Raw genomic sequence first — 25,587 nt, 5'->3', positions numbered from 1 at the left:
CAATTACGCAGAATAATTCGGTACTATTGAACATCAGGACTAGAGTTGTGAGTTTGGTGTGGTAACTCAACTGATGGCTCTAGTCCTCTTATTTTTCAAGTCAATTTCTTATCCGCGATTCGGGTTACATAAGGTGAAAGGGTTTTCACGCTAAGCCCGAATATCTTACATAAGCAGACACCGCTCATACATGCCCAGAGAGTTTTATCCCCTACACTGAAATCAAGTTTTAGAAAATTAGAGGATTTCATATGAAACAGTTTTCGAAAATTCTAATACTCATTATGATAGGCCTTTATGGTACTTCTACTATTGCAGCAGATGCTATTCCTTTAGAAGCTAAAGCCGCCGTAGAAGCACAAAAAGCTGCACTAGAATATTCTGAAAATCAGAAGAGTGATTCAGACTCAGACTGAAAACAAAATAAAGCCCACGAAGGGCTTTATTTACATACGGGAATCATTAGAAAAAAGTTATTTTAATAACTCAATGATTGTCCTACTCCATAAACCATCAAGGTAATAAGGAATACGACCAATGCGGAGACAGCTAATTCTGCTTTAGTCATGTGTTTTACCCTCATGGAGAGCTGTATATTATTTATACACTACATAAGCATGAAACCAAATAACAAAATATTACATAATCTTGAATATTTAAACTAAATTAAAACACAAAATAAGAGAGTAAAACTATAAATTAAACCTTAATTATCAATAAATATATTTATAATTATCAATTACTTAATTAATTTTATTTAAAAAATTAATAGATTATTTCTTTGAAATCATAAAATAATCTTTGTTTATAAAAAATTTTTCTATGTAATATATTGCCATTCCAAAATTTAAGCTTCTGAACTTAATGTCTTTTTAAGTCATTTCATAGGTTTTAATTTAGTATTTCATAATTTATTTTCCTTATTTGATATCAAATTAAAACTAAACACCTGATATGTATTTTTAAATAATCAACAATTGCTAATTTGTTTTCAATAAAGCTCTTTTTCCATAAAGACATTTTTTATTATTTTTAAAACCTCAATATATAAATTTAAAGATCCTAAATAGAAGGATCTTTAAATATTAAATCACTACATAGATTTGAGTACTTCTAACTCGAAATCAAGCTCCATCATTTTTTCCAGATTTGGTACAATCGCATTCACCCAAGTGCCACTATTCCAGACTTTCAGAATTCCATTTTCTTCCTTATAGAATGCACAGTCCTGAGCTGATATATGATGAATAACCTGGGTTCCTTCTGGTATATTTCTCATACAGACCTCCACACATTTGGTTATTTTTAATTTAGCAGAAGATTTGAATTTTTCGTTTACATTGCTTTATAGAGTTGTATTAATTGACTATTTAATAGATTAATCATGTAACTTTCATTTTGATATAAATTTTCTTATGCGCCTTATTTAAAAATATTCAAACGATAAAAAATAAAAAATCCCAACAAGATATGTTGAGATTCTCTATTTATTAATCAGATTAAACTAGCAGTAAATATAAGTAATGCTCAGGCTATAAAATCTCGTAAAATGTGTTGATTTATCACTTCATCAAAACTTAGATTTGAAAGATTTTGCTTGTTATGTTTGATGGTTTTATAACAATAACTCGCTGCAATACCCATACTAATTAAAGTCAACAATTTCATTGTTCACCTCAAAATTAAAAATATTAGAAACTGTGAAATTAAAATATCAGCTTGCTTTGTAGTGGTCTAAGCCAGTTTGGAAAGCTTTTTGTATGGTATGTAAATCCGTCAGAACCATTTTGGGTCTATAAAAATCATTATCAATTTTTTGCTTTGCCTTGAATTGTCTTATTTTCCCTTAACTGGCTCGACGAGTGCAGTAGAAAATAAGGATCATCGATGATTAACATTCTTAAACGGAAGATCATATTTGAATACAAAAAGTACATCATTTTAAAGCGTCATGGCCGCAATCAAATGAGATGCAAAACATAAATTCGAGGAAGATAAATCAGAATCTGCTATGATAGCTTCCACTTAGTGGACTCTTTTATGTCTTCCCTTATCTCCTACTTATAAGTAAAGGAGTATCACAATGGGCAACATGACTGCCACACCAGAATTATTTTATATATTTTAGTAGGTTAAAGTGAAAATTGTCATTCTTAACAAGCCTTATGACGTCCTCTCCCAATTTCGTCCAGATGAAAAACATCAGACTATGGCAGATTTCGTAGACGATCCGGATCTGCGTATTGCCGGTCGTCTAGATATGGATTCTGAAGGTTTGATGTTCCTGACCGATCATGGCGGTTTAAACCAATATATTACCAATCCAGCCAGCAAAAAATTCAAAACTTATCTGGTTCAGGTCGATGGCGATATAACTGAAGAAGCCTTGGAACAGCTTCGTAAGGGCGTTGAACTGAATGACGGTATTACGCTACCAGCCAAAGCAATTAAAGTCACTGAACCGGAATGGTTATGGGAACGTAATCCTCCTGTACGTTTCCGTGCTTCTGTTCCAACTTCATGGGTCGAAATTTCAATCTGTGAAGGTCGTAACCGTCAGGTTCGTCGTATGACTGCAGCAGTCGGCTTTCCTACCTTACGTTTGATCCGCACCAAAATCGGTTCGATTGATCTGGTACAGTTGGGTCTGCAACCAGGTGAAACCAAAGAAATCGAACCGTTGCTCTATCCAGACTTTAAAGATGTGCCTGCACAGGAACCGTATCGTTCGCGCTCTTATGTGAAAAAGCCGGGTGGTACCGGTGGTAAACCGATTAACAAGAAAGTAACGAAAGACGGCACCAAGAAAAAAACCGGTACACCACGTATCTGGCAAATGGAAGAAGGTGAAAAACCACGTCGCAAGACCAATGGTACCACCCGTCCAAATACCAAGAGTCGTGGCCGTCGTACACGTTAAGCCACTGCTCAGGTCGGGAAGATCAAACTAAAAACCACACCTTGAGGATGGTTATTCACCTGAACTTTCCCCTGATGCAACTGCATAATCGACTGCACAATCGCCAAGCCCAAACCACCCGTTTGGGCTTTTTGATGCCGGCTGCTATCAATCTGATAAAAACGTTCAAACAGATGGGCTAAATGCTGCTCGGGGATCTGTACACCTGCTGTCAGCACATCAATTCGACAGCTATTTTCTGTAGTCGTCGCCGTGATTCTGATCTCGCCATTTTCCTTGCCATATTGCACGGCATTGCTGAGCAAATTGGCAAGCGCACGTTGCAGATGTTCCGGATGCGCAGATAGATTCAGTTGAGCCGGAATATCCGCATAAATAGACATATTTTTTTCTTCTGCCAGAAACTCAAAATATGCCAGCAAATCTTCTATGATCTGGCTAAGTTCTAGTGTCTGTTTTTCTATCGGATATTGACCATGTTCCACCCGGGCGATAAATAGCATGTTTTCAATCATCTGGGTTAGACGTTCATACTCTTCCAGATGGGAATACAGCAAATTTTCTAATTCATCGCGACTACGTGACTTCGACAAGGCAATCTGGGTTTGCCCCATCAAGTTATTCAGGGGCGTTCGTAATTCATGAGAAATATCTTCAGAAAATCGGGCCAGCTGTTCATAGCCATGCTGGATTCGGTCCAGCATGGCATTCATGGCCTCGGTTAATTGCTGCACCTCAATAGTCCGGGATAGCAACTTGATGCGTTGATCCAGCCGCTGTACATTAATCTGCTGAGTGGCGTAAATTAATTGACGCATGGATCGCAGTAGATAGTGTCCCATCAGCCAGGCTAACAAGGTGGATAAAATAATACCAAGCAGAGTGTAGATCACTAATTTTATCAGGTAATGCTTTAAAACCTGTTGCCCTGCTACAAGTTGCTTACCGGCAATCAGTTGATAAGACTGTCCATTAAAGTCCACTTGCTTAAATGCCAAACGGGTCGTGGGTTGTTCAATCTTATTATTTTGATAATTCAGCTTGGTGTGATAATCCAATAGAGGAATAGCGATATTTAAAGGATTAATGTCAATCAAGGTATTCTGAGCATTTTTAAGAATCAGTAAGTTATCTTCCTGTCCAAGCATATTCTCATAAAGCTCCGGATGTTCGATCAGCACCTGAAAGCTTTGTTGATCAGCCAGAAATATTTCAATCCTGGAAATCCGCAAGGCCAAGGCTTCATCCTGCTGTTGTTGCACCATCTGCTGCATATTATGATAGGACAACCCGCCGATGCTTAGAAAAACGATACAGGAAATAAGGCCAAAAGCGATGCCGAGACGTGTGCCCAAATGCATTTTCATGCTTGCACATCCAGCTTATAGCCCATACCGCGTACCGTATGAATAAGTTTTGGGCTGAAATGGTCATCAATTTTAGAACGTAATCGGCGTACGGCAACATCAACGACATTGGTGTCGGTATTGAAATTAATATTCCAGACCAGTGAAGCAATTTGTGTCCGGGTTAAAACTTCGGACTGGTGTTCCATCAGCAACTGTAAAAGTACAAATTCTTTTTGGGTAAGCTCTATTTTTTGCTGGTCTCGAAATACTTCCCGGGTTAAACGATTCAGCTCTAAATTGGCCACCTGATACATTTCATGTTCAACCTTTGGTACACGGCGCAGCAGGCTTTTGATTCTGGCCAAGAGTTCGATATAAGAGAAAGGCTTGGTTAAATAATCATCTGCCCCCAGTTCCAATCCTTTAACCCGGTCAAGCACATGATCTTTGGCAGTCAGCATGAGTACGGGAACTTTGGAAAAAGTACGCAAGGTTTTGAGGACTTGCCAGCCGTCCAGGTCGGGCAGCATCACATCCAGCAATAACAGATCAATCTGTTGCTGTTCCAGCACCGATAAGGCATGCAGGCCATTACCCACCTGTGTAGTCTGGTAGCCGGATTCATTTAAACCTGTGGCCAAGAAGCCGGCAATTTTGGTTTCATCTTCTACAATTAAAATATGCATGGGTTGAGTTTAATCAATTTCATACGGCGCAAAGATTACAAATTGGTAATCTGATTGTCATCCATGGGCTTCAATTCTTTGATTATGATCTTCTCAATTTCTATATAACTGAACAGTATCATGAGAAGTAGATTGAATCAGCAAAAAATATTGTTATATCTAGCGAGTTTAGCAATGGTTAGCTTAAGCCATGCTGAATTAAAAACGGCCTATATTATGGACTTGAGCACAGCAAACCAGCTTACTGAGAACGTCATGCAAGCTTGTCAGAAAGCCAGCAAACCCGCTGCAGTCACAGTACTGGATCAAGGCGGCAATGTCTTGGCCAGTCAACGGCATGAATCTGTCGGAATTCACAATTTAACTGCATCACAGCGTAAAGCCTTTACTGCATACTCGACTAAGACCAGTACATTGGATTTCATGCGTCATGCACAAAAGAACCCGGATGCACAAAATTTAAATACCTTGGATGAATTGTTATTATTGGGCGGCGGGGTACCTGTGGTTTATAAAAACCAGCTCATTGGCGCTGTTGGCGTTGCAGGCTCTGGTGGCTCTGAACAAGATCATCAGTGTGCCGTACAAGGCATTCAACATACTTTAAAACAACTTTAATTTTATCCATCTCTAAAATAGGAACAGACCCATGAAAAAAATTATTTTTGGTGCTCTTCTAGCGGCGACAGGAAGCTTTTCTTTTGCACAGAATCCTTTAAGTGTACATGTGCTGAATCAGGAAACAGGTCTACCTTCCGCCAATGTCGCAGTGGTTTTGGAAGCTCAGCAAGGTGACAAGTGGATAAAACTGAATGAGTTAAAAACAGATGCCAATGGCCGTATCAAAGAGTTTTATCCTAAAGATACAGCTTTACAAAAAGGCATCTATAAAGTGACCTTCAAAACCGGTGACTGGTTTAAGGCCAATAATCAACGCACCTTCTTCCCTGAAGTACCTGTGGTATTTACGATTGACGGTGCTTTGGAGCACTATCATATTCCGTTATTACTGAGCTCTTATGGTTATTCAACCTATCGTGGTAATTAATCCTTATTATCTAAAAGCGTCATTTTCATGGCGCTTTATTTTGATAAGTAAAATGGCTGCATTTCATCATTCATCTGGCTTTCGCTTGTTATTTATCTCCTGGAATGCTATTTATGATTCACATAATTAATATTTTTAAAATAAAGTGTATCTAAAAAAGGAGTTTTGCAATGGATCAGCAAGTGAATCAGATGTTTAATCAGGACCGCTTAATTCAGTATCTCGGTGCGCATCTAATTTCCTATAACCACAATCATTCGAAGATTGAACTGAAAGTGACTGAACAACATCTACAGGGACATCAAACCTGTAACGGCGCTGTGATTTTTGCATTAGCTGATGCTGCATTTGCCATTGCCTGCAATACCGGCGAACATCCAGCAGTCGGCCAACATTGTGGTATTCATTATCTGAAACCGGCACTGCTCGGTGATACCCTTACCGCCATAGCTGAACATAAAGCCAGTAGCGGTCGCAGTGGGATTTACGATATTCAGATCCTGAATCAGAAAGATCAAATCGTGGCTGAATTCCGTGGAACCTCACGACTGATCGTTAAATAATTATTCTAAAACTTAATGCAATAAAAAAACCGGTGCATCAACACCGGTTTTTTAAAACAGCAAATGCTAAATTAAGCTTTCAACCATTTCTCAGCTTTAGTTTGATCTTCAACTTTCAATTCAACTTCAGTCAGTTCAGAACCACCATTTTGAACGTCAAAAGTCATCAGCTCATCACGACGGAATGCATGGACAGTATAAGTACCTTCCTGTTTCGCATATTTCTCAACAAGTTTCGTCGTTGCTTTAAGTCCATCAATCGCCACAATCACATCATTCGCTGAAAGGCCCGCTTTCACCCCTGCTCCATCACGACGTGCAGACTGAACCAGCACACCTTCAGGCTTATCTACAAGCTTCAAACCAAATGGTAATGACTTGTCATTTTTCAGGGTATAGCTCACGCCAAATTCAGGTAGTAACTGATCCAATGGCAATTCATCAGTAGTATTGATCAGATGATTGATCTGTTCTAACCAGTTATCACCTGTCAACTCCTGACACAATTCGAAAATAGTGCGTTCATTGACCTGAATGCTATTTTGCGTATTTTCATATAGCTTACGCATCAAAGCATCTAAACTTGACCCACGTAGACGTAGACCCAGATCAAGACACAATGCGACTAAACAGCCTTTATTATAGTAGCTGGTACCGGCATTGTTTGAGTTTTCATCCTGACGATAGAATTTCACCCAGGCATCAAAGCTAGACTCAGACACGGATTGAATAAAACGTCCCGGATTTTGCAAATAACGGTCTATCTGCGCTTTAAGCAATGCAATATAAGATTCCTGATTAATCACGCCACTACGGAGCAGAATCAGGTCATCATAATACGACGTAAACCCTTCAAAGATCCAAAGCAAAGAGGTATAGCCTTCTTTGTTCAGGTCATAATTCACGAAGTTTTCAGGACGAATGAATTTGACTAACCATGAATGGAAATATTCATGACTACATAGGCCAAGGAAACGCTGATAATCTTTCGAAGGCTCTTCAGGCTCATCTGCTTTAGGGAAATCATCACGCGGTGTAATTAGGCTGGTTGAGTTCGGATGCTCCAGACCGCCATAGCTGTTACCGGTTGCCATGGTCATAAAGGTATAATCATTAAACGGTGCAGAACCGAACATGGAAATTTCTGTCGCACAGATTTTCTCAATGTCCTGCTTCATACGCTGTTCATTCATCGCATGTTTGCCTGACACCACAAACTCATGCGGAATGCCATTGGCTTCAAAGCTGAAACGGGTCTGCTCTGCCAGTTCAAACGGCGCATCAATCAGTTCAGCATAGTTTTTAGCTTTTAAGGTATAACGACCTTTCACCAGACTTTTGGCCTGCATGCCCGTCGCAAGCTGGAAATGTTTCAGTTCATCCGGCAGGAATACTTCTACTTCAATTTCTTTATGCTCCTGACCTTCTAGACCCAAACATGCACAAGCTGGGTTCACATAGAGACGGTTTTGATCCACATATGCACCACGAACAGACAGGTCATATGCGTAGACATCATATTCCACAGTAATCAGTTCATGATCCGTATTGAATAAACGCCATTTATTCTTTTCAAACTTCTGGATTTGTAGCTGGCGTCCATCCTCATCATAAGCCTTGACTGCTTCAATATGCTTGGAGAACTCGCGAATCAGGTAACTGCCCGGAATCCAGGTCGGTAAAGAAAGGACTTGTGTTGGGTCTGCTAAAAAGCGAAGAGTTACGTGAATAAGGTGCTGACGATAATCGTCAAATTCGATTTGATAATGCAACATAATGGGCGATATAAAATACAAATAAATGAGTTATAGCTTAGCTTAGCATTTTTTAGGCCAGTATTGCTTAGCTGTCGCATTTGTCTACATTTCTGACTAGCTATCCTTAAAAAAAAGGCATAGCATGCGTGAAAATTAAATCGTTCATCGACCGGTTGGTTATTAAGGAACACCTTTGAAATACATCATCTCACTGCTTGCAGTTCTCAGCCTGTTTGTGCCTGCAATTTCATATGCTGCCCTTCTGAATATTTTACCTGAAAGCGTTGAAGCAGAAGCATGGACCATTCTTGACTCACAGTCAGGTCAGGTCATTGCCGAACACAATGCTGACGTTCAACGTGCACCCGCTTCCCTCACCAAAATGATGGTCGCTTATATTGCATTGAAGGAAATTCAGGCGGGCAAATTAGATAAAAGTGAAGTATTAACTGCAACGCCGATTGTGAAAACAGTGATGTGGGATGAGTCACAAATGTACCTGAAAGAAGGTGAGCAGATTTCGATTGATCAACTTCTGGCAGGTCTGATTATCATGTCGGCGAATGATGCTGCTGTGACATTGGCAGAAAAAATTTCAGGTGATATTCCGAGCTTTGTCGAGCGAATGAATCGGGAAGCAAAAGCTTTAGGTATGGTTCATACCCATTTCCAGAATCCGGCCGGTATTACCATGCCTGAGCACTATTCTACTGCAGCGGATCTGGCGCGTTTGTCGGCAGCTGTAGTCAATCAAACTCCGGACTATCTATATTATTCCAAACAGCCAAGTTTTACCTATAACAACCATTTCCACCGTGCCACTAACCGTGTGTTGCAAGTGGACTCAAGCGTCGATGGTTTAAAAACTGGCTTTACTCGTGCAGCCGGCTATAACCTGGCGCTCACTGCCAATCGTCCGACTTATGACATGGAACTACCTCACCGTCGTTTGATCGTGGTAGTTCTAGGTACCAAAAGTGCTGCCAAACGCGCTGAAGTGTCGCATAAGTTAATGAATCTGGCGTATACCTATACCCGTAATGAAGTCGCCATTAAAGACAAACAGCTACTGGCTGAATTACCGGTGATCAAATCGACTTTGAAAATGTTTAAGGTCGAGACCAAACAGCCGCAGATTATTACCACCTCTTTATATGATCAGAATTATGCCATTGACCTGAACCAGTTCGATCAAAACCATCAACGGGTGATGTTGAATACAGGTGATGGTGTAATGCAAAGCATTGAACCGCTCCATGAAACCCAAACTCATATCAATGTGGAAATGACTGCTTCTGAGTTAATTGCACCTATGGCCAAAGTAATGCCATTGGCGACGATTCATGTCTATCAGAATAATCAGCTTATTCGTACTATCCAGATTGAAGATATGGTGGAACTTGAAGAAGCCAGTTTCTTCCAGAAATTTCTGAGCTGGTTATCCAGCTTCTTTGGCATCTTTGCAGAAAGTGCACCAAGTGCCAAACTCTATCCAATCCAGAAATAAACGCTGAATACAGTTAGAAGGCCCTCATTTGCCTTCTAACTCCCACCATAGATTTCTTCTTTTCTCTCGTCAATTTTACCTCTTCTGACATAATTGCTACGTTTTGTAATTTGTATAACAATTCTAATCAAGACGACCTGCCGCCCATGCCATAGTATATTTGGTCTAAATTTCTCTTATTTTTATTAGAAAAATAAATAGGTTAATAATATATGACAGCACATCGAATCGTAATTGTAGGTGGTGGCGCAGGTGGTTTGGAGCTGGCTACTCAACTGGGCGAAACTTTAGGCAAAAGTGGCAAAGCGCATATTACCCTCGTAGATCAAAAGCTGACGCATATCTGGAAACCCTTATTGCATGAAATTGCTGCAGGTACGCTTAATCCGCATGCAGAAGAAACCAATTATTTTAGTCATGCTGCGGCTCATCATTATCACTTTGTGCTGGGAACATTTGTTGATCTTGACCGTAAGGCTAAAGAAATTATTCTGGAAACAGATTACTTTTCTAAAAAAGCCCAGCCTAAACAGAAAAAAAATATCAGCTATGACACGCTAGTGCTAGCATTAGGTTCTACTTCCAATGATTTTAATACGGAAGGCGTTGCCCAATACTGTCATTTTCTCGACAGCCGCCAGCAGGCCGATGTTTTCCAGCAGGATCTGCTGCATCTTTATCTCAATGCTCAAAATCAGACCTCTTCGCGTGAGCTTAAAATTGCCATTATTGGAGCCGGTGCAACTGGTGTAGAGTTGGCTGCCGAGCTGGTGATCGCCAAACAAAACTTTTTTAAATATGGTCTGAACAAGATTGATCCAAATAAAGTCAAAATCACTTTGATTGAAGCGGCTGACCGGATCTTACCTGCACTGTCTGAGAAAATGGCTGAACACACTATGGAGCAACTCGATCGTCTAGGTATTGAGGTATTAACCAGTCACCGGGTCGCTAAAGTCGATGAAGACCAGATTTATTTTGCAGATGGTTCAAGCCTCGAAGCAGAAATTAAAGTCTGGGCTGCTGGAATTAAAGCACCTGAAGTTCTGGCAAAACTTAAAGAGCTGGAAAAAGACAACATTAATCGCCTAAAAGTTTATGCAACTCTGCAAACTCTGTCAGACCCGGATATTTTCGTTTTTGGTGATTGTGCGCATTGTCAGCCTGAAGCAGATCAACCGGTTTTAGGCCCGCGTGCGCAAGTCGCCAGCCAGCAGGCCGCTTTTCTGGTCAGAGCCTTAAAAGCACGCATTAATGGTGAAAGCTATTTACCGATGTTCAAGTTTTCTGACAAAGGCTCATTAGTGTCTTTAAGTCAAAACAGTGCTGTCGGTGAATTATTGGGTCAGGTCAATATTCAAGGCTTTGTCGCGAAATCCATGTATGTATCCCTGTACCGGATTCATCAGGCCACCATTCATGGCTATACCCATGCTGGCCTGTTAACTGCCAAAGACTTTGTTACACGAAAAATTGCACCCAAGCTGAAATTGCATTGAAATTGTAAATATTGTCCTCATATATGAAAAAATCGTCATTAAACATGTCAAATTGCATTTTTTTGCTATTTTTAGTCTACAAAAATACAATTTCACTTTATGATGTACCCTTAAAAAATTGAATGGATCAATTAATATGACTGCTATTGCAAATAACCTCGTGGTTTCTTTCCACTACACATTGACTAACGCAGAGGGTGAAACTCTCGACAAATCTCAAGGTGAACCACTTGCCTATTTGCACGGTGCAGGTAACATCATCCCTGGTTTAGAAAAAGCTTTAGAAGGCAAAACTGTTGGTGAAAAATTCACTGTAAATGTTCCTGCTGCTGAAGGCTATGGCGAATATAACCCAGAGCTAGTGCAAGAAGTGCCTAAACAAATGTTCCAAGGCGTAGACAACATCCAGGCAGGCATGCAGTTCCAAGCACAAACTGATGACGGCGTTCAAATCGTAACTGTTAAAGCAGTTGAAGGTGACAACGTAGTTGTTGATGCTAACTTCCCGCTTGCTGGTCAAGATTTAACTTTCGAAGTTGAAATCGTGTCTATCCGTGAACCTTCTCAAGAAGAACTTGATCACGGTCACGTACACGGTGCAGGTGGTCACCACCACTAAGACTTCCCAGTCTTTAGCACAAAAAGGCAAAGTGAAAACTTTGCCTTTTTTATTGCCTTAAGATTTTAAATATAAAAAAGCAGGACTACTGCCCTGCTTTTCATCATTAAAATCGCGAATCACTCAAATTACGCAATCATTAACGTTTGTTATAGATCTGCATTGCTGCTGGCAGATTTTGACGCATTGCTGCGATACGCTGACTGTTCGATGGGTGAGTAGACAGGAAAGTCGCGCCAGTGCTACCACCTTCAAGCTTGTTCATTTTTTCCCAAAGAGTAATCGCTGCATTCGGGTTATAGCCAGCACGCGCCATGAGAGTTAAACCGCCCTGATCAGCACGGCTTTCTAGGTTACGTGAGTAAGGCAAGCCGATACCAATCTGGCTACCCAATTGTGCTACTGCAGCACCACCTTGTCCTACGCCCGCTGCATTTAAACCAATACCCAATGCCAGATCAGTCAGGGCTTGTGCACCAAGTTTCTGTTTCGCGTGCTCTTCCAGGGCATGGACCATTTCATGACCCATAATGGCTGCAATTTCAGCATCGGTCAGATTCAGCTTGTTCACGATACCGGTATAGAACACCACTTTACCACCAGGTGCCACAAAAGCGTTGACCTGATCAGATTTCAATACGGCCAACTGCCATTGGAATGCAGTACCCGTCTGGTTCAGCTGGTTGGCATAAGGTTTTAAACGGTTAAAAACAGCATTAATACGACTGTATGTCGCTGAACTGGTATCCAGCTGGCCTTTCGCTTTAGCGTCTGCCACCATGGCATTGTAGCTTTGGCTGGCTGAAGCATTTAAAGTCGCAGTATCTGCACCTGCAATATCGGCAATAGTTGTACAACCAGACAAAGTAATGGCTGCGGCTGCACCCATACCTAACAAGAATTTATTTTTCATTATAGTGACTCCACCATAAGCAAAAGGTTAATTTACATTGTAAAAAATTATAAGTTAAAGGCCGGATCAACTAAATGTACAATTACTTCATCTTGTTATATTTTATGTAATTTTAACCCCAATACTGTATCGTAAGCCAATAAATCAGACAGACAATATTTAAACCTAAATATAAATAACACAAAGGTTTAATTTTTTCTTCTAAAATTTCACTTTTACGCTTAAAAAATAGAAAAGCATTCTGTAACAAGATGACCGGTACCAATACACAGGCAATGATCACACTCAAGCCAATAAATGCACCGTAAATAATGTCAGGATCCCGAGTTTGGGCACGGATAATCAGCATCGCAATGGTCGGTGCGCCACCCATCGCGAATAACAAGGAATAGAACATCGTTCCCGAGATATTTTTATGCATCCTGCATACTCATATTTTATTTTGTTTTATTCTAGCAAGCGCCATGCCACTGCACAGCACTTGCCGTTAAGACTTTAGTCCTGAGTTTCGAAATTATTTCTTAGTCTTATATACCGTCATCGCTTCAGGCATCAGCTGTTGCAAGACTGCAATTCGGTCATCATTTGTTGGATGCGTAGAAGTAAATTTATTCAGGACACTATTGCCACGGCTGTCTTGCGCATTCATTTTTTGCCACAACGTAATCGCTGCATTCGGGTTATAGCCCGCTCGTGCCATTAGCATGAGCCCGCCTTTATCGGCACGGCTTTCCAGATTACGTGAGAATGGCATGCCCACACCAAATTGAGCACCCATATCCAGCAGTAGCCCACCATAACCACCAGCGGACTGCCCGACATACTTGCTACCGATACTTACTGCCAAATCGGTAAGTGCTTGCGCTCCTACCTTATTTTTAGAATGTTCCTCAAGCGCGTGCACCATTTCATGTCCCATGATGGCAGCAACTTCATCGTCTGTAAGTTTTAGTGTGTCGACAATACCCGTATAGAACACCACCTTGCCACCTGGTGCGACATAGGCATTAATCTCGTTAGATTTGATCACAGCCACTTGCCAGTCAAACTTCTGCCCAGTCTGATTCAGTTGATCCGCATACGGCTTCATTTTCAGGAAAACCCGATTTACTTTTTTATAGGTGGCAGAAGTCGTATCCAGAATCTGTTTCTGCTTGGCCTCTGTCAGCATCTGATTATAGCTTTGTGCTGCACTCAGATTTAATGTAGCTGAATCAGCTCCCATCAAATCTGCAACCGTAGTACACCCCGTTAATGTGGTCGCAATGACCATCCCCGCCAATAAATTTTTATATTTCATAACCTTCTCAAATATATAAGGTCAAAACATCATAAAGAATCCGAACAGGTTTTCAATCATTTTTATAAGCTCGCTCAAATAAAAAACCCTGTGAAATCACAGGGTTTTTTATCATTTTCAGCTTAAAGAATTAAGCATCAAACGGGTGGCGAAGAATAATGGTTTCTTCACGGTCTGGACCAGTTGAAATGATGTCGATTGGACATTCAATCAATTGTTCAAGACGTTTCACATAGTTAATTGCCGCTTGTGGCAATTGATCTAGTGATTTCGCACCGAAAGTAGATTCTTTCCAGCCTGGCATAGTCTCGTAAATCGGTTTTAGAGTTTCAAATGCAAGCGCATCAGAAGAACCAACACAGCCAGAATCAGCAGCTTCGTAACCTACACAGATTTTCACTTCTTCCAAACCGTCAAGAACGTCAAGTTTAGTCAAGCAAATACCAGACAATGAGTTCACTTCTACTGAACGACGCAGGATTTCAGCATCGAACCAGCCACAACGACGTTGACGACCAGTAGACGCACCAAATTCTGAACCTACAGTACCCAAGTGTTTACCAATTGCATCACCTGTATCAGTTGCAGCGTCATATACCAACTCAGTTGGGAATGGACCTGAACCTACACGAGTGGTGTATGCTTTAGTAATACCAAGAACGTAGTCAAGGTGTAATGGACCAAGACCTGAACCTGAGCTTACGCCACCAGCAGTTGTGTTTGAAGAAGTCACGTACGGGTATGTACCGTGGTCAACGTCAAGTAATGAACCTTGCGCACCTTCGAACATGATTTTCTTGCCAGCTTTACGGTAAGCGTGAAGTTCACCAGTCACGTCCATGACCATAGGCTCGATCACTTTGCGCCATTCGTCGCAAAGCGCAAGTACGTCTTCAACTTTAACTGCTTCAACACCGAAGAATTGAGTCAATTGGAAGTTGTGGTATTCAAGCAATTCTTCAAGCTGAGCTTTCAGATGTTCGCCACCACGTACCAGGTCAGCAACACGGATTGCACGACGTGCCACTTTATCTTCATAAGCAGGACCGATCCCACGACCAGTTGTACCGATTTTCGCATTACCACGTTTTTTCTCACGAGCTTGGTCAAGTGCGATGTGGTGTGGAAGAATCAATGGACAGTTTGGAGAAATGCGTAGACGTTCACGTACTGGCACGCCTTCTTTTTCAAGAATATCCATCTCTTTGATGAGCGCTTCAGGTGAAAGAACCACACCATTACCAATTAAGCACAATACGTTTTCACGTAAAATACCTGATGGAATGAGGTGTAATACAGTTTTCTTACCACCAACCACGAGAGTATGACCTGCGTTATGTCCGCCTTGATAACGAACTACTGCAGCCGCTTGATCTGTGAGCAGGTCGACGATCTTACCCTTACCTTCGTCGCCCCATTGGGTACCAAGTACCACAACATTCTTGCCCATAATAGCCTCATTACATCATGCTGTTAAAGTTGAAAGTCCCACTCAGCGACATGAACACTGAGTAAAACAATTAAAGCGATTAAATCGTTTTGATGGTCCACTCACCGTCCACATTCACTAGCTGGTGAGTTGCATACGGTACCGAGTTTAAATCATCATTACCTAATAACTGAATTACACTTAAGCCTTGTGCACGGGTTGCCTGAATCGCATTTAACAGCGCAGCATCTGTACCCTTAGGTGCTACCACAACTTTAGCTGTAGCAAACTTGCCTGCACTTAAAGCATATAAGTCACAAGAGAAACCAGTTGCCGGACGTGCACGACCAAAATGCTCACCAATGCCATCATAACGGCCACCTTGTGCCAGTGCCGCAGCACGGTTTGGTGCATAAACTGCATACATCAGGCCGGTGTGATAATGGTATGAACGTAACTCGACGACATCAATCCCAATATGCAGATTCGGCCAGCGCACCTGAACTTCATTTTTGGTGGTTTGCAGTGCATCAAATGCCTGTTTGAAGGCTGGATTTTCTAATACTTCAGCACTTAAATTCGTTTTTAAGGCATCCAGGTCACTTGCAAAGCGGCCAAGCGTATAGAAGTCTGAACCAAACTTAAGATTTGCAGTAAATTCAGCCAGTTCCGGCAATGCTTTACGTTGATACAGATCAGACAGTTGGCGTTCGGTTGCTTTACTTAAACCCGCTTGTGCAATCAGACTACGGAACAGACCAACATGACCTAAGTCAAGGTGGACGCCGTCGGCCAGACCCGCTTCCTGAATCAGGCTGATCATCAGGTCAACCATTTCCACGTCAGCATCAATGCTGTCTGAACCAAATAATTCTGCACCTAATTGCAATGGTGCACGTGTGGTATTAAATCCTTGAGGTTTCGTATGTAAAACCGTACCCGCATAGCAATAACGAGCCACACCTTCCACTGGATGTACATGCGCATCGATACGAGCCACTTGTGGTGTCATATCGGCACGCACACCAAGCAAGCGGCCAGACAGCTGGTCGATCACTTTAAAAGTGGCTAAGTCTAAATCCTGATTCGATTCTGAGAGAGAAGATAGAGATTCAATGTATTCAATAAATGGCGTATACACCAGCTGATAACCTCGAGATGCGAGGAAATCCAGTGATTGACGGCGCAGGCTTTCGATGACTTGCGCTTGTTCTGGTAATACATCAGCTACACCATCAGGTAATAACCATGTCTCTGAAATGGGCATGTTGTAAACCTAAATTCTTGTCAGCGCGGAATAAACCGCATAAAAAAATCGGGAGCACACCCGATTTCTCCTAGTCTAGCACGATCGTTTAGGCTGTGCATCGCAATTTTGATAATTTTCTCTGACTGAACAAAGGACTTAGATAGATAAACCAAATCATCTCTTTCTTATTAAGAGAAAATAGGCTGAATAAAATTTAATAACCAACATATCAACTTGATTTTCTAATATATTCCCCTAACCAAAACAATGACGAAAAACTTATTCTTGATTCAATCCTCATCTATCCAAGGGTAAAAATTTATAAGATATCAGTACTAGATGCTTAAAAATAATCCTATACAAAAACCTAATATGGGAACTTAAATGACCAAGAAAACAGCACCATTCTGGTAGAGTTTAAAGGGACTGCAAAGACTCCGGTATTTCTTATAAACTTTCTTTCTCCTTCTAGAATAAAACCCGATCATCTCATGCCTCCCTTTCAGCCAAGTATAACGCCTTCTGATGCCACTCCTCTGAGTGAATTCTAGCGTGGTGTGAAAGACTGCATACCTTTATTATTAAGTGTAATTCCTCTCGCGCTGGTCTTGGGCGCAACAGCAGCACAAAAAGATTTTAGCCTGCTTGAGGTTCCCTTGCTGACCGGGCTGAACTTTGCTGGCGGTTCCGAGTTTGCAGTTTTAGAAGCCTGGACTGATCCACCGCATCTGCTTACCTTAATCTTTATTAGTTTTCTCATTAACAGCCGCTATATTCTGCTCGGTGCCAGTTTAGTACCTTATTTAAGACATCTTCCAAATCGAAAAGTCTTTCCGGCATTATTCTTTATGGTCGATGAAAACTGGGCCTTAAGCCTGACCGATGCACAGCGTCGACTGGCACAGTTTGGTTATCGATATGCTTTTAGTCTGCCTTATTATGCCGGGCTATGTATTGTTCTTTATCTGGCATGGGTCGGGTTTACGACGCTCGGTGCACTGCTTGGACCTATGCTAGTAGACATTAACCGTTTTGGTTTTGATATGGCTTTCCCCGCCATTATGCTGGTCTTACTGAAAGGTATGTGGAAAGGCTTTATTGAAGCCAGACCTTGGCTAATCAGTTGTATTTGTGCTGCACTGGCTTATAGCTATCTACCGGGAAACTGGTATGTGCTGATTGGTGCGCTTGTAGGCATTGCCTCTGCCTTCTGGCTCATTCAGGAGAATGAAGCAGGATCCAGATGAGCACTTTTATCGCCATCTTATTGGTGGCGCTAACGACTTATGCTACCCGCCTGCTCGGATATGTCCTACTCAAAAATAAAACTTTGAGCAAACGTCAGCGTAAAATTCTGGAAGTGATTCCAGGCTGTGTACTGATTTCGATGATCACCCCATATTTTTTACGAGATGATCCGGCTGATCTGATCGCTATAATAGTGACACTAATCGTTGCATCACGCTTTGGCATGCTGCCGACCATTTTAATTAGCATGGCGTCGGCAGCTATTTTAAGAATGTTACTGGTTTAAATCCTTTATATAAGGCTAAGCCAGCATGAAAAGGTCTTATGACTTTGGTTCTACTACTTTAGCGAGCAGATTTACCAATTCTGCATTTTGCAGCTCAACTTTTTGCAGTTTGGCTGTAGTCTGATCCAGTACTTCCTGCTGTACATGCATCTTTTTCGCCAGATCCTGCATAATTTCCAAGGTCTTTTTTAAATTTTCTTCCAGATGTGCCACTTTTTCCTCAACTGGCACCCCTTCCACACTTTGTGAACTCTCATTATTATTAAATTGCAGCCAGATCAAAAAAATCACAGCCAAGGTCAGTAATATAATAAATCCCCAGATCAACATCATGTGCTTGCTCTTATTCCATTTAATTATCTTTATCTTAACGAAAAAATATCCAGATCACAGAAATATTCGGCATAAATCCAGAGCTTTTCGATCAATTACGTTCAACTTCTTATTCATTTTCTTCTAATTTTTTAATCTTGCATAAAAAAGCACCCCATTTGGGATGCTTTCAAAATAGCTTAATCTGTATAAAAGGATTCACAGAGATCCAGCAAACGGTTGGCATAACCCCATTCATTATCATACCAGGCAAATACTTTAGCCTGATGCCCCACTACCAGGGTTTGGGTCAGATCCACAATCAATGAGTAAGGCGAATGATTAAAGTCTGAAGATACTAAAGGCTCATCTGTCACAGACATGATTTCAGCAAAATCCTGACGTGCAGCGTTAATTAATACTTCATTTAACTGATGATCAGTAATGGGTGACTGAGAAATAAAAGTCAGATCAATTGCTGCGACATTAATGGTTGGCACGCGAATCGAATAACCATCAATCCGGTTCTCCATCTTCGGCATTACGCGTTTTAAAGCACCCAAAGCTGAAGATGTGGTTGGAATAATATTTTGCCCGGAAGCACGGGCACGTCTTAAATCACGATGGGCATGATCCAGTACTGACTGATCCGCAGTCACCGCATGAATTTCAGTCATCAGTGCAGTCTCAATCCCAAAGGCATCATCAATGATTTTGACTAGCGGTACCAATGCCTGCGTAGTACAAGACACGCTAGAAATAATCTGGTCACTTTCTTTGACATCACGATGGTTGACGCCATAGACAATTGCAGCATCCACCGTATCAAACGGTGCAGCGCCGATAATCACCCGTTTTGCCCCGGCAGTAATATGCTGAGTCGCAGCCTCACGCGAACGGAATAAGCCGGTACATTCCAATACCACATCAATATTCAGTTCATGCCATGGCATTTCCACCGGATTCGCCTGTCTTAACACCTGAACTTTCTGATAAGCATCGCGATAAGTGACATGCAGGTAGGCATACTCATCTTCATAAGTCAGATCGACCTGCCCGGGGAAACGGCCATGAGTAGAATCATATTTAAATAGATGCAATAAGGTTTCAACGTCGGCAACGTCATTAATGGCAACGATGTCAAAATTAAAATCTTTCGGATTTTCAAACCATGCACGTAACACATTGCGTCCGATTCGTCCAAAACCATTAATTGCGATACGTTGCATCGACGTTCCCTACTGCGGCATAAAACTTTATGCGCCTATATTAATGGAATTATCCAGCTGACTGATAACTATTCAGCTAAATCCACTAAAAATTACACAGAATGTCCAATATTTCATCGAAAAATTCATGCTTTAATGAAGGCAATGCGAAGTTTCTGTTACCGAGATTTGAAATAAATTGCTGTAATGACAATAGCTTTTGATTTTACAGGGCATTTTTCTGATTTTTCCAATATTCATTCCTTATAGTTTTATGATCTATAAATATGAAAATCATTGGTTGAACAGGCATTTTCCGTTATAATTTGGCGTTTTTAAATATTTAAGCCCCGCATTGCAGCAAAGAACCAACCTTCTTGTCAGACTGTGATGTTTTTAGCCAAATCGGAAATTATGGAGTGACTTGGTTGTGAGTACTCGTTTTATGACATCAGCTGAAATTCGCGAAGCTTTTTTAAGCTACTTTGAATCGCAAGGGCATACACGTGTCGCGTCGAGTTCTCTGGTTCCTGCCAACGACCCAACATTATTGTTTACCAATGCTGGTATGAACCAGTTTAAAGACTGCTTCCTGGGTCTGGAAAAACGTGACTACGTTCGTGCAACATCTTCACAAAAATGTGTACGTGCAGGTGGTAAACACAACGACTTAGATAACGTTGGCTACACAGCTCGTCACCACACATTCTTTGAAATGCTGGGTAACTTCTCGTTTGGTGATTATTTCAAACGTGATGCGATTAAATTTGCTTGGGAATTCCTGACCGGCGACAAATGGCTGGCACTGCCTAAAGACAAATTGTACGTAACTGTGTATCACACTGATGACGAAGCGTTTGACATCTGGAATAAAGAAGTTGGTCTAGATGCCAGCCGTATTATCCGCATTGGTGATAACAAAGGCGAAAAATACGCATCAGACAATTTCTGGGCAATGGGCGATACAGGTCCTTGTGGTCCATGTTCTGAAATCTTCTATGACCATGGTGATCACATCTGGGGTGGCCTGCCTGGTACGCCTGAAGAAGATGGCGACCGTTTCATCGAAATCTGGAACAACGTATTCATGCAGTTCAACCGTACTGCGGATGGCGTCCTGCACCCTCTTCCAGCGCCTTCTGTAGATACAGGTATGGGCTTAGAGCGTATTTCGGCTGTTCTTCAGCACGTGAACTCAAACTACGAAATCGACCTGTTCCAAAACTTGCTGAAGGCTGCTGCTGAAATCATTGGTTTAGATACTTCTGAACTTGAAGCGAAAGCACAAGCTGAAAACAAACCGGTTGAATACCCTGCTTCTCTTAAAGTGGTTGCTGACCATGCACGTTCATGCTGCTTCCTGATTGCAGATGGCGTGAACCCTTCTAACGAAGGCCGTGGTTATGTACTGCGTCGTATCATTCGTCGTGCAGTTCGTCACGGTAACAAACTGGGTGCGACTGGTTCATTCTTCCACAAAATGCTTCAGCCTTTAATTGATGTGATGGGCGCAGCTTATCCTGAACTTGAAGCAAACAAAGCACGTATCGAAGCCGCTTTGCTGAAAGAAGAAGAACAGTTTGCTAAAACACTTGAGCAAGGTCTGAAATTGCTTGAAGGCGAACTGGCAAATCTGAAAGGCTCTGTGATTCCGGGTGAAATCGTATTCAAACTTTATGACACTTATGGCTTCCCAACTGACCTTACAGCAGATATCGCACGTGAACGTAACTTAACAATTGATGAAGCTGGTTTCGAGAAAGAAATGGCTGCACAACGTCAACGCGCACGTGATGCAGGTAAATTCGCAATCGACTATAACAGCGTTGTTAAAGTTGAAGGCGAAACTCAGTTTGAAGGTTATGACGCAACAGCAGGTCAAGGTCAAATCATCGCAATCTATAAAGATGGCGAACAGGTTGACGAAGTGGTTGAAGGCGACGAAGCATTAATCGTTCTTAACCAGACTCCTTTCTATGCAGAAAGTGGTGGTCAAATCGGTGATACAGGTATCTTCAAAAACGATACTGGTATTTTCGAAGTTCAGGATACCAAGAAATCTGGTGGTGCATTCGTTCACCAAGGTATCGTGACTATGGGTAATCTAAAAGTTACTCAAAACGTTGAAGCAACGGTTAAAGCCGAGATTCGTGCTGCAACTGCTCGTAACCACTCTGCAACTCACTTGCTGCACGCTGCCCTACGTCAAATCCTGGGTTCACACGTACAGCAAAAAGGTTCATTGGTTGCTTCTGACGTATTACGTTTCGACTTTGCCAACGATCAGCCTGTGACTTTCGAACAGTTGCAAGAAATTGAACGTCTGGTAAATGCTGAAGTGATTGCCAATACGCCTGTTACGACTGAACTGCTCGACATCGAATCTGCAAAAGCCAAAGGTGCGATGATGCTGTTCGGTGAGAAATACGGTGAAGAAGTTCGCGTATTGTCTATGGGTTCAGTGATTGACGAAAAAAACTTCTCAATCGAGCTGTGTGGCGGTATTCACGTGAAACGTACGGGTGACATCGGTCTGTTTAAAATCACGTCTGAAGGTGGTGTCGCAGCAGGTGTACGTCGTATTGAAGCCGTAACGGGTACTAAAGCGGTTGAAGCCGTACAGAAAGTCGATCGTGATGTTCAATATATCAATGGTTTGTTAAAAGCACAGAACCATCAAACAGTCGAAAAAGTTGAAGCTGTGGTGGACACTGCGCATCAATTGCAAAAACAGATTGAACAGCTGAATCAAAAATTGGCAAGCCTACAAGCCGGTGAACTTTTAAGCCAGGTTCAAGAGCTTGCTGGTCGTAAAACATTAATCACGACTGTTCAGGGTATGGATGCGAAAGCACTACGTAACCTGCACGATGGTGTGAAATCAAAATTAGAAAATGCAGTCATTGTTCTTGCAGGTGTAGAGGGTGACAAGGTTAGCTTGATTGCATCTGTAGCTAAAGACTTTACTGCTTCTATTAAAGCGGGTGACATCATCAAACACTTGGCAACTGAGCTAGGTGGTAAAGGTGGTGGTAAACCTGACTTGGCACAAGGTGGCGCGCCACTTAACGAGAAGTTTGCTCCAGTGATGGCTGATTTAGCAGCTTGGCTTGAAGCAAAATAAAAACTTCATTTTGTGTAACTGACCCTGATCGGAAAATCAGGGTCATGGTTTATATGGAACAACTATGGCATTAATCGTTCAAAAATATGGCGGTACCTCAATGGGTACTCCCGAGCGCATTCTCAATGTTGCTCGTCGTGTGAAGCGCTGGCATGACCATGGCCACAAGATGGTTGTAGTGGTATCTGCTATGAGTGGTGAAACCAACCGCTTGCTTGCTCTCGCGAAAGCCATTACCGAAACCCCTGACCCACGTGAACTTGACCAAATGGTTTCTACGGGTGAACAGGTAACGATTTCCATGTTAGCTATGGCGCTGAATTCAATTGGCGTTGAAGCTAAATCTTTAACTGGTCGCCAGGTTGGTATTAAAACTGACAGCGCATTCACCAAAGCACGTATCGAATCTATTGATACCGATGTATTGACTGAAAACCTGGATGCAGGCCGCGTAATCGTGGTTGCCGGTTTCCAGGGCTTTGATGCTGATGGCAATACCACAACTTTAGGTCGTGGTGGTTCTGATACTTCAGGTGTTGCACTTGCTGCAGCGCTAAAAGCGGATGAATGTCAGATTTACACAGACGTTGATGGCGTATATACGACTGACCCTCGTGTTGCTCCTAAAGCGAAAAAAGTAGACCGTATCTCTTTCGAAGAAATGCTGGAAATGGCATCTTTAGGTTCTAAAGTTCTTCAAATTCGCTCTGTAGAATTTGCAGGCAAGTACCAAGTGCCTTTACGTGTACTCTCAAGCTTCGATAATGACAATGATGGCGCATTTGACGAAGACTTCAAAAACAACGTCGGAACTCTTATTACTACTGAACTGGAAGACAACATGGAACAGCCAATTATCTCTGGTATCGCGTTCAACCGCGACGAAGCTAAACTGACTATTCTGGGTGTTCCAGATGAGCCAGGTATTGCATCTAAAATTCTTAAACCAATTGGTGATGCCAATATCGAAGTGGATATGATTATCCAGAACGTTGAAGAAGATGGTACAACTGATTTCACGTTTACTGTAAACCGCGGTGAACTCGCTAAAGCTAAAAAAATCCTTGAAGAAACCGCTCAAGCGATTGGCGCACGTGAAGTTGCAACTCGTGATGACATCGTAAAAGTTTCGATCGTAGGTGTAGGTATGCGTTCTCACGCTGGTGTAGCGAGCAAAATGTTCACTGCTCTTGCTGATGAAGGCATCAACATCCTGATGATCTCTACTTCTGAAATCAAGATTTCAGTAATTATCGAAGAGAATTACCTTGAGCTTGCAGTTCGCTCACTTCACACTGCATTCGGTTTAGACCGTGAACATGGTGAATCTAGCGCACGCGCTTAAGAGAACTACAAAATACCGTCATTGTCTGACAGTATTTCATTAAATCTCTACAAAAATGCAGGGCCACTATAGTTTTTTTTATAGTGGCTCTGTTATATTAAGCCTAAGGATTTTCAACAGTCTGGATAGTTAACTTCTTCATTTCATGGATAGGACTTTCTATTCAAACTTTAATTATATAATTTTAGGTTGTGTTTTTTTATTACATTCAATAGATTGCAGGTTTTGCATTTTGCAAGGAGAGAAACATGCTGATTTTGACTCGACGCGTCGGGGAAACTTTAATGATCGGAGACCAAGTCAGCGTGACTGTACTTGGCGTAAAAGGCAACCAGGTTCGTATTGGGGTAAATGCTCCGAAAGAAGTCTCTGTACACCGTGAAGAGATTTACCAGCGTATCCAGCATGAACGTGCAATGCATGAACATCTTCAGCATATTGACCAGGATTATCAACCTTCTTCTTATGAAGATGATAACCAGACACAAAATAACTTTAACCGTTAATTTTGTATGAACATGAAAGCGGCTTTTAAGCCGCTTTTAATTTGTCTAATTTTCAACTGTATAGCAAAATAATCAGACTTTATCCCGCCTGTTGCTGATCAAGTAACGCTGCCAGCACTTTTTTCACTGGTCCAAAACTACGACGGTGCTCATCAATCACCCCATGTAAGGCAATCGCTTCAAAATGCGCTTTGGTCGGATAACCCTTATGCTTGGCAAAGCCAAATTGTGGATACTTCTGATCCATCTCTACCATCTGGCGATCACGGGTCACTTTTGCCAGAATACTGGCTGCCGAGATTTCAGGATGCAGAGCATCCCCACCTACAACCGCATCACAGCTCATCGCAAGACCCTGAGGAATCTTGTTGCCATCGACCAGTACATGTTCCGGCTGAATGCTTAATGCTTCCACAGCGCGGCGCATTGCCAGCAAAGAGGCCTGCAAAATATTATGCTCGTCGATTTCTGCCGCAGAGGCTTCAGCGATGGCCCAAGCCAGTGCTTTTTCCTGAATCTCAATAAAAAGTTTTTCGCGCTTCTTCTCGCTTAGCTTTTTGGAATCATTTAAGCCCTCAATCGGGTTATTCGAATCCAATATCACAGCCGCAGCGACCACCGATCCTACTAATGGCCCACGCCCTGCTTCATCTACACCAGCAATATTCATTTTATTTCCCATAAAAAATAGGCTGAACCAGTCAGCCTATTCAAATTTG

General features: G+C 41.8%; 26 protein-coding genes. 13 read left to right on the top strand and 13 right to left on the bottom strand.

Annotated elements, in window-relative coordinates; all coding sequences use genetic code 11:
• Window positions 1-251 precede the first annotated feature (251 nt).
• The gene (locus tag FTV31_RS12715) at window positions 252-416 is read left to right on the top strand and encodes a hypothetical protein (RefSeq protein ID WP_005236398.1); all 165 of its coding nucleotides are present in this window, start codon (window positions 252-254) and stop codon (window positions 414-416) included.
• 677 nt (window positions 417-1,093) lie between these two features.
• Here FTV31_RS12715 and FTV31_RS12710 read toward each other — a convergent pair.
• Together FTV31_RS12710 and FTV31_RS17580 are read right to left on the bottom strand one after the other, a co-directional pair.
• The gene (locus tag FTV31_RS12710; protein ID WP_004784145.1) at window positions 1,094-1,279 is read right to left on the bottom strand and encodes a hypothetical protein; all 186 of its coding nucleotides are present in this window, start codon (window positions 1,277-1,279) and stop codon (window positions 1,094-1,096) included.
• 248 nt (window positions 1,280-1,527) lie between these two features.
• The gene (locus FTV31_RS17580; protein ID WP_005236401.1) at window positions 1,528-1,668 is read right to left on the bottom strand and encodes a hypothetical protein; all 141 of its coding nucleotides are present in this window, start codon (window positions 1,666-1,668) and stop codon (window positions 1,528-1,530) included.
• 469 nt (window positions 1,669-2,137) lie between these two features.
• On the opposite strand from FTV31_RS17580, the gene FTV31_RS12705 reads away from it, so the two are divergent.
• On the top strand, window positions 2,138-2,920 hold the full coding sequence (locus FTV31_RS12705) for an rRNA large subunit pseudouridine synthase E (protein WP_005236402.1): 783 nt from the start codon (window positions 2,138-2,140) through the stop codon (window positions 2,918-2,920).
• An 8-nt stretch (window positions 2,921-2,928) separates the two neighbouring features.
• Here FTV31_RS12705 and FTV31_RS12700 read toward each other — a convergent pair whose 3' ends face one another.
• On the bottom strand, window positions 2,929-4,287 hold the full coding sequence (locus tag FTV31_RS12700) for a heavy metal sensor histidine kinase (protein WP_180015166.1): 1,359 nt from the start codon (window positions 4,285-4,287) through the stop codon (window positions 2,929-2,931).
• On the bottom strand, window positions 4,284-4,955 hold the full coding sequence (locus FTV31_RS12695; protein ID WP_180015164.1) for a heavy metal response regulator transcription factor: 672 nt from the start codon (window positions 4,953-4,955) through the stop codon (window positions 4,284-4,286). The genes FTV31_RS12700 and FTV31_RS12695 overlap by 4 nt, the downstream gene beginning before the upstream one ends.
• A 174-nt stretch (window positions 4,956-5,129) precedes the next feature.
• Here FTV31_RS12695 and FTV31_RS12690 point away from each other — a divergent pair, with 174 nt between their 5' ends.
• The 3 genes from FTV31_RS12690 (at window position 5,130) to paaI (ending at window position 6,566) form a co-directional block, all read left to right on the top strand.
• Complete coding sequence (locus tag FTV31_RS12690) at window positions 5,130-5,573, top strand: heme-binding protein (RefSeq protein WP_257227185.1); 444 nt, start codon at window positions 5,130-5,132, stop codon at window positions 5,571-5,573.
• Window positions 5,574-5,604: 31 nt separating this feature from the next.
• Entirely contained in the window at window positions 5,605-6,003 is a 399-nt protein-coding gene (gene uraH / locus FTV31_RS12685; RefSeq protein ID WP_180015160.1) for a hydroxyisourate hydrolase, read from the top strand.
• 170 nt (window positions 6,004-6,173) lie between these two features.
• Window positions 6,174-6,566 (top strand): hydroxyphenylacetyl-CoA thioesterase PaaI, encoded by a 393-nt coding sequence (paaI, locus tag FTV31_RS12680; protein WP_180015158.1) that lies wholly within the window; start codon window positions 6,174-6,176, stop codon window positions 6,564-6,566.
• A gap of 71 nt (window positions 6,567-6,637) precedes the next feature.
• On the opposite strand, the gene FTV31_RS12675 is transcribed toward paaI, so the two are convergent.
• Window positions 6,638-8,341, bottom strand: a complete 1,704-nt coding sequence (locus FTV31_RS12675) for a M61 family metallopeptidase (RefSeq protein WP_180015157.1) — start codon at window positions 8,339-8,341, stop codon at window positions 6,638-6,640.
• 175 nt (window positions 8,342-8,516) lie between these two features.
• Here FTV31_RS12675 and FTV31_RS12670 point away from each other — a divergent pair, with 175 nt between their 5' ends.
• The 3 genes from FTV31_RS12670 (at window position 8,517) to slyD (ending at window position 11,948) form a co-directional block, all read left to right on the top strand.
• Window positions 8,517-9,830 carry a D-alanyl-D-alanine carboxypeptidase PBP6B gene (locus tag FTV31_RS12670; RefSeq protein WP_180015155.1) on the top strand — a complete coding sequence of 438 codons (1,314 nt, stop codon included), beginning with the start codon at window positions 8,517-8,519 and terminating at the stop codon, window positions 9,828-9,830.
• A gap of 212 nt (window positions 9,831-10,042) precedes the next feature.
• Window positions 10,043-11,329, top strand: a complete 1,287-nt coding sequence (locus FTV31_RS12665; RefSeq protein ID WP_180015153.1) for an NAD(P)/FAD-dependent oxidoreductase — start codon at window positions 10,043-10,045, stop codon at window positions 11,327-11,329.
• A gap of 136 nt (window positions 11,330-11,465) precedes the next feature.
• Window positions 11,466-11,948, top strand: a complete 483-nt coding sequence (slyD, locus tag FTV31_RS12660) for a peptidylprolyl isomerase (protein ID WP_004784172.1) — start codon at window positions 11,466-11,468, stop codon at window positions 11,946-11,948.
• 139 nt (window positions 11,949-12,087) lie between these two features.
• On the opposite strand, the gene FTV31_RS12655 is transcribed toward slyD, so the two are convergent.
• The 5 genes from FTV31_RS12655 to FTV31_RS12635 form a co-directional block, all read right to left on the bottom strand.
• A complete protein-coding gene (locus FTV31_RS12655; protein WP_125279059.1) occupies window positions 12,088-12,861 on the bottom strand; it encodes a M48 family metallopeptidase in 774 nt (257 codons plus the stop codon).
• A gap of 112 nt (window positions 12,862-12,973) precedes the next feature.
• Window positions 12,974-13,282 (bottom strand): hypothetical protein, encoded by a 309-nt coding sequence (locus FTV31_RS12650; RefSeq protein ID WP_180004067.1) that lies wholly within the window; start codon window positions 13,280-13,282, stop codon window positions 12,974-12,976.
• Between the two features lie 93 nt (window positions 13,283-13,375).
• Window positions 13,376-14,161 carry a M48 family metallopeptidase gene (locus FTV31_RS12645; RefSeq protein ID WP_180015151.1) on the bottom strand — a complete coding sequence of 262 codons (786 nt, stop codon included), beginning with the start codon at window positions 14,159-14,161 and terminating at the stop codon, window positions 13,376-13,378.
• Between the two features lie 130 nt (window positions 14,162-14,291).
• Entirely contained in the window at window positions 14,292-15,611 is a 1,320-nt protein-coding gene (locus FTV31_RS12640) for an adenylosuccinate synthase (RefSeq protein WP_004784184.1), read from the bottom strand.
• Between the two features lie 79 nt (window positions 15,612-15,690).
• Window positions 15,691-16,857: an ATP phosphoribosyltransferase regulatory subunit gene (locus FTV31_RS12635; RefSeq protein WP_004815411.1), complete on the bottom strand. Its 1,167-nt coding sequence runs from the start codon at window positions 16,855-16,857 to the stop codon at window positions 15,691-15,693.
• A 539-nt stretch (window positions 16,858-17,396) separates the two neighbouring features.
• Between FTV31_RS12635 and FTV31_RS12630 the strand changes: the two genes are divergently transcribed.
• Both FTV31_RS12630 and FTV31_RS12625 read left to right on the top strand, forming a co-directional pair.
• Entirely contained in the window at window positions 17,397-18,086 is a 690-nt protein-coding gene (locus tag FTV31_RS12630) for an AzlC family ABC transporter permease (RefSeq protein WP_373686989.1), read from the top strand.
• Window positions 18,083-18,373 carry an AzlD family protein gene (locus tag FTV31_RS12625; RefSeq protein ID WP_180015149.1) on the top strand — a complete coding sequence of 97 codons (291 nt, stop codon included), beginning with the start codon at window positions 18,083-18,085 and terminating at the stop codon, window positions 18,371-18,373. Before FTV31_RS12630 ends, FTV31_RS12625 begins: the two co-directional genes overlap by 4 nt.
• A gap of 36 nt (window positions 18,374-18,409) precedes the next feature.
• On the opposite strand, the gene FTV31_RS12620 is transcribed toward FTV31_RS12625, so the two are convergent.
• A complete protein-coding gene (locus tag FTV31_RS12620; RefSeq protein ID WP_005236433.1) occupies window positions 18,410-18,706 on the bottom strand; it encodes a hypothetical protein in 297 nt (98 codons plus the stop codon).
• A 179-nt stretch (window positions 18,707-18,885) separates the two neighbouring features.
• Complete coding sequence (locus tag FTV31_RS12615; RefSeq protein WP_004815403.1) at window positions 18,886-19,914, bottom strand: type I glyceraldehyde-3-phosphate dehydrogenase; 1,029 nt, start codon at window positions 19,912-19,914, stop codon at window positions 18,886-18,888.
• Between the two features lie 409 nt (window positions 19,915-20,323).
• On the opposite strand from FTV31_RS12615, the gene alaS reads away from it, so the two are divergent.
• The 3 genes from alaS to csrA all read left to right on the top strand — a co-directional run bounded on the left by alaS (window position 20,324) and on the right by csrA (window position 24,868).
• Window positions 20,324-23,017, top strand: coding sequence for an alanine--tRNA ligase (alaS, locus tag FTV31_RS12605; protein ID WP_180015144.1), 2,694 nt, complete (start codon window positions 20,324-20,326; stop codon window positions 23,015-23,017).
• A 64-nt stretch (window positions 23,018-23,081) separates the two neighbouring features.
• Window positions 23,082-24,362 (top strand): aspartate kinase, encoded by a 1,281-nt coding sequence (locus FTV31_RS12600; protein WP_159123232.1) that lies wholly within the window; start codon window positions 23,082-23,084, stop codon window positions 24,360-24,362.
• Window positions 24,363-24,610: 248 nt separating this feature from the next.
• A complete protein-coding gene (csrA, locus tag FTV31_RS12595) occupies window positions 24,611-24,868 on the top strand; it encodes a carbon storage regulator CsrA (protein WP_004784202.1) in 258 nt (85 codons plus the stop codon).
• A 79-nt stretch (window positions 24,869-24,947) separates the two neighbouring features.
• Here the strand turns inward: csrA and rnhB are convergent, their stop codons facing one another.
• Window positions 24,948-25,538, bottom strand: a complete 591-nt coding sequence (rnhB, locus tag FTV31_RS12590) for a ribonuclease HII (protein ID WP_180015142.1) — start codon at window positions 25,536-25,538, stop codon at window positions 24,948-24,950.
• Between the last annotated feature and the right edge of the window lie 49 nt (window positions 25,539-25,587).

Origin of the sequence: Acinetobacter sp. YH16031 (assembly GCF_013417335.1) — a bacterium.
Lineage (GTDB): Bacteria > Pseudomonadota > Gammaproteobacteria > Pseudomonadales > Moraxellaceae > Acinetobacter.
This window is presented reverse-complemented; position numbering and strand designations above follow the sequence as displayed.

Excerpts from the sequence above, each read along its gene's own strand:
- FTV31_RS12620 (WP_005236433.1), bottom strand. The coding sequence starts at position 18,706 with ATGATGTTGATCTGGGGATTTATTATATTACTGACCTTGGCTGTGATT.
- FTV31_RS12715 (WP_005236398.1), top strand. The coding sequence starts at position 252 with ATGAAACAGTTTTCGAAAATTCTAATACTCATTATGATAGGCCTTTAT.
- FTV31_RS12615 (WP_004815403.1), bottom strand. The coding sequence starts at position 19,914 with ATGCAACGTATCGCAATTAATGGTTTTGGACGAATCGGACGCAATGTG.
- FTV31_RS12600 (WP_159123232.1), top strand. The coding sequence starts at position 23,082 with ATGGCATTAATCGTTCAAAAATATGGCGGTACCTCAATGGGTACTCCC.
- FTV31_RS12635 (WP_004815411.1), bottom strand. The coding sequence starts at position 16,857 with ATGCCCATTTCAGAGACATGGTTATTACCTGATGGTGTAGCTGATGTA.
- FTV31_RS12710 (WP_004784145.1), bottom strand. The coding sequence starts at position 1,279 with ATGAGAAATATACCAGAAGGAACCCAGGTTATTCATCATATATCAGCT.
- rnhB (WP_180015142.1), bottom strand. The coding sequence starts at position 25,538 with ATGAATATTGCTGGTGTAGATGAAGCAGGGCGTGGGCCATTAGTAGGA.
- paaI (WP_180015158.1), top strand. The coding sequence starts at position 6,174 with ATGGATCAGCAAGTGAATCAGATGTTTAATCAGGACCGCTTAATTCAG.
- slyD (WP_004784172.1), top strand. The coding sequence starts at position 11,466 with ATGACTGCTATTGCAAATAACCTCGTGGTTTCTTTCCACTACACATTG.
- FTV31_RS12665 (WP_180015153.1), top strand. The coding sequence starts at position 10,043 with ATGACAGCACATCGAATCGTAATTGTAGGTGGTGGCGCAGGTGGTTTG.
- FTV31_RS12700 (WP_180015166.1), bottom strand. The coding sequence starts at position 4,287 with ATGAAAATGCATTTGGGCACACGTCTCGGCATCGCTTTTGGCCTTATT.
- FTV31_RS12645 (WP_180015151.1), bottom strand. The coding sequence starts at position 14,161 with ATGAAATATAAAAATTTATTGGCGGGGATGGTCATTGCGACCACATTA.
- FTV31_RS12695 (WP_180015164.1), bottom strand. The coding sequence starts at position 4,955 with ATGCATATTTTAATTGTAGAAGATGAAACCAAAATTGCCGGCTTCTTG.
- uraH (WP_180015160.1), top strand. The coding sequence starts at position 5,605 with ATGAAAAAAATTATTTTTGGTGCTCTTCTAGCGGCGACAGGAAGCTTT.
- csrA (WP_004784202.1), top strand. The coding sequence starts at position 24,611 with ATGCTGATTTTGACTCGACGCGTCGGGGAAACTTTAATGATCGGAGAC.
- FTV31_RS12675 (WP_180015157.1), bottom strand. The coding sequence starts at position 8,341 with ATGTTGCATTATCAAATCGAATTTGACGATTATCGTCAGCACCTTATT.
- FTV31_RS12640 (WP_004784184.1), bottom strand. The coding sequence starts at position 15,611 with ATGGGCAAGAATGTTGTGGTACTTGGTACCCAATGGGGCGACGAAGGT.
- FTV31_RS12650 (WP_180004067.1), bottom strand. The coding sequence starts at position 13,282 with ATGCATAAAAATATCTCGGGAACGATGTTCTATTCCTTGTTATTCGCG.
- FTV31_RS12690 (WP_257227185.1), top strand. The coding sequence starts at position 5,130 with ATGGTTAGCTTAAGCCATGCTGAATTAAAAACGGCCTATATTATGGAC.
- FTV31_RS12655 (WP_125279059.1), bottom strand. The coding sequence starts at position 12,861 with ATGAAAAATAAATTCTTGTTAGGTATGGGTGCAGCCGCAGCCATTACT.
- FTV31_RS17580 (WP_005236401.1), bottom strand. The coding sequence starts at position 1,668 with ATGAAATTGTTGACTTTAATTAGTATGGGTATTGCAGCGAGTTATTGT.
- FTV31_RS12625 (WP_180015149.1), top strand. The coding sequence starts at position 18,083 with ATGAGCACTTTTATCGCCATCTTATTGGTGGCGCTAACGACTTATGCT.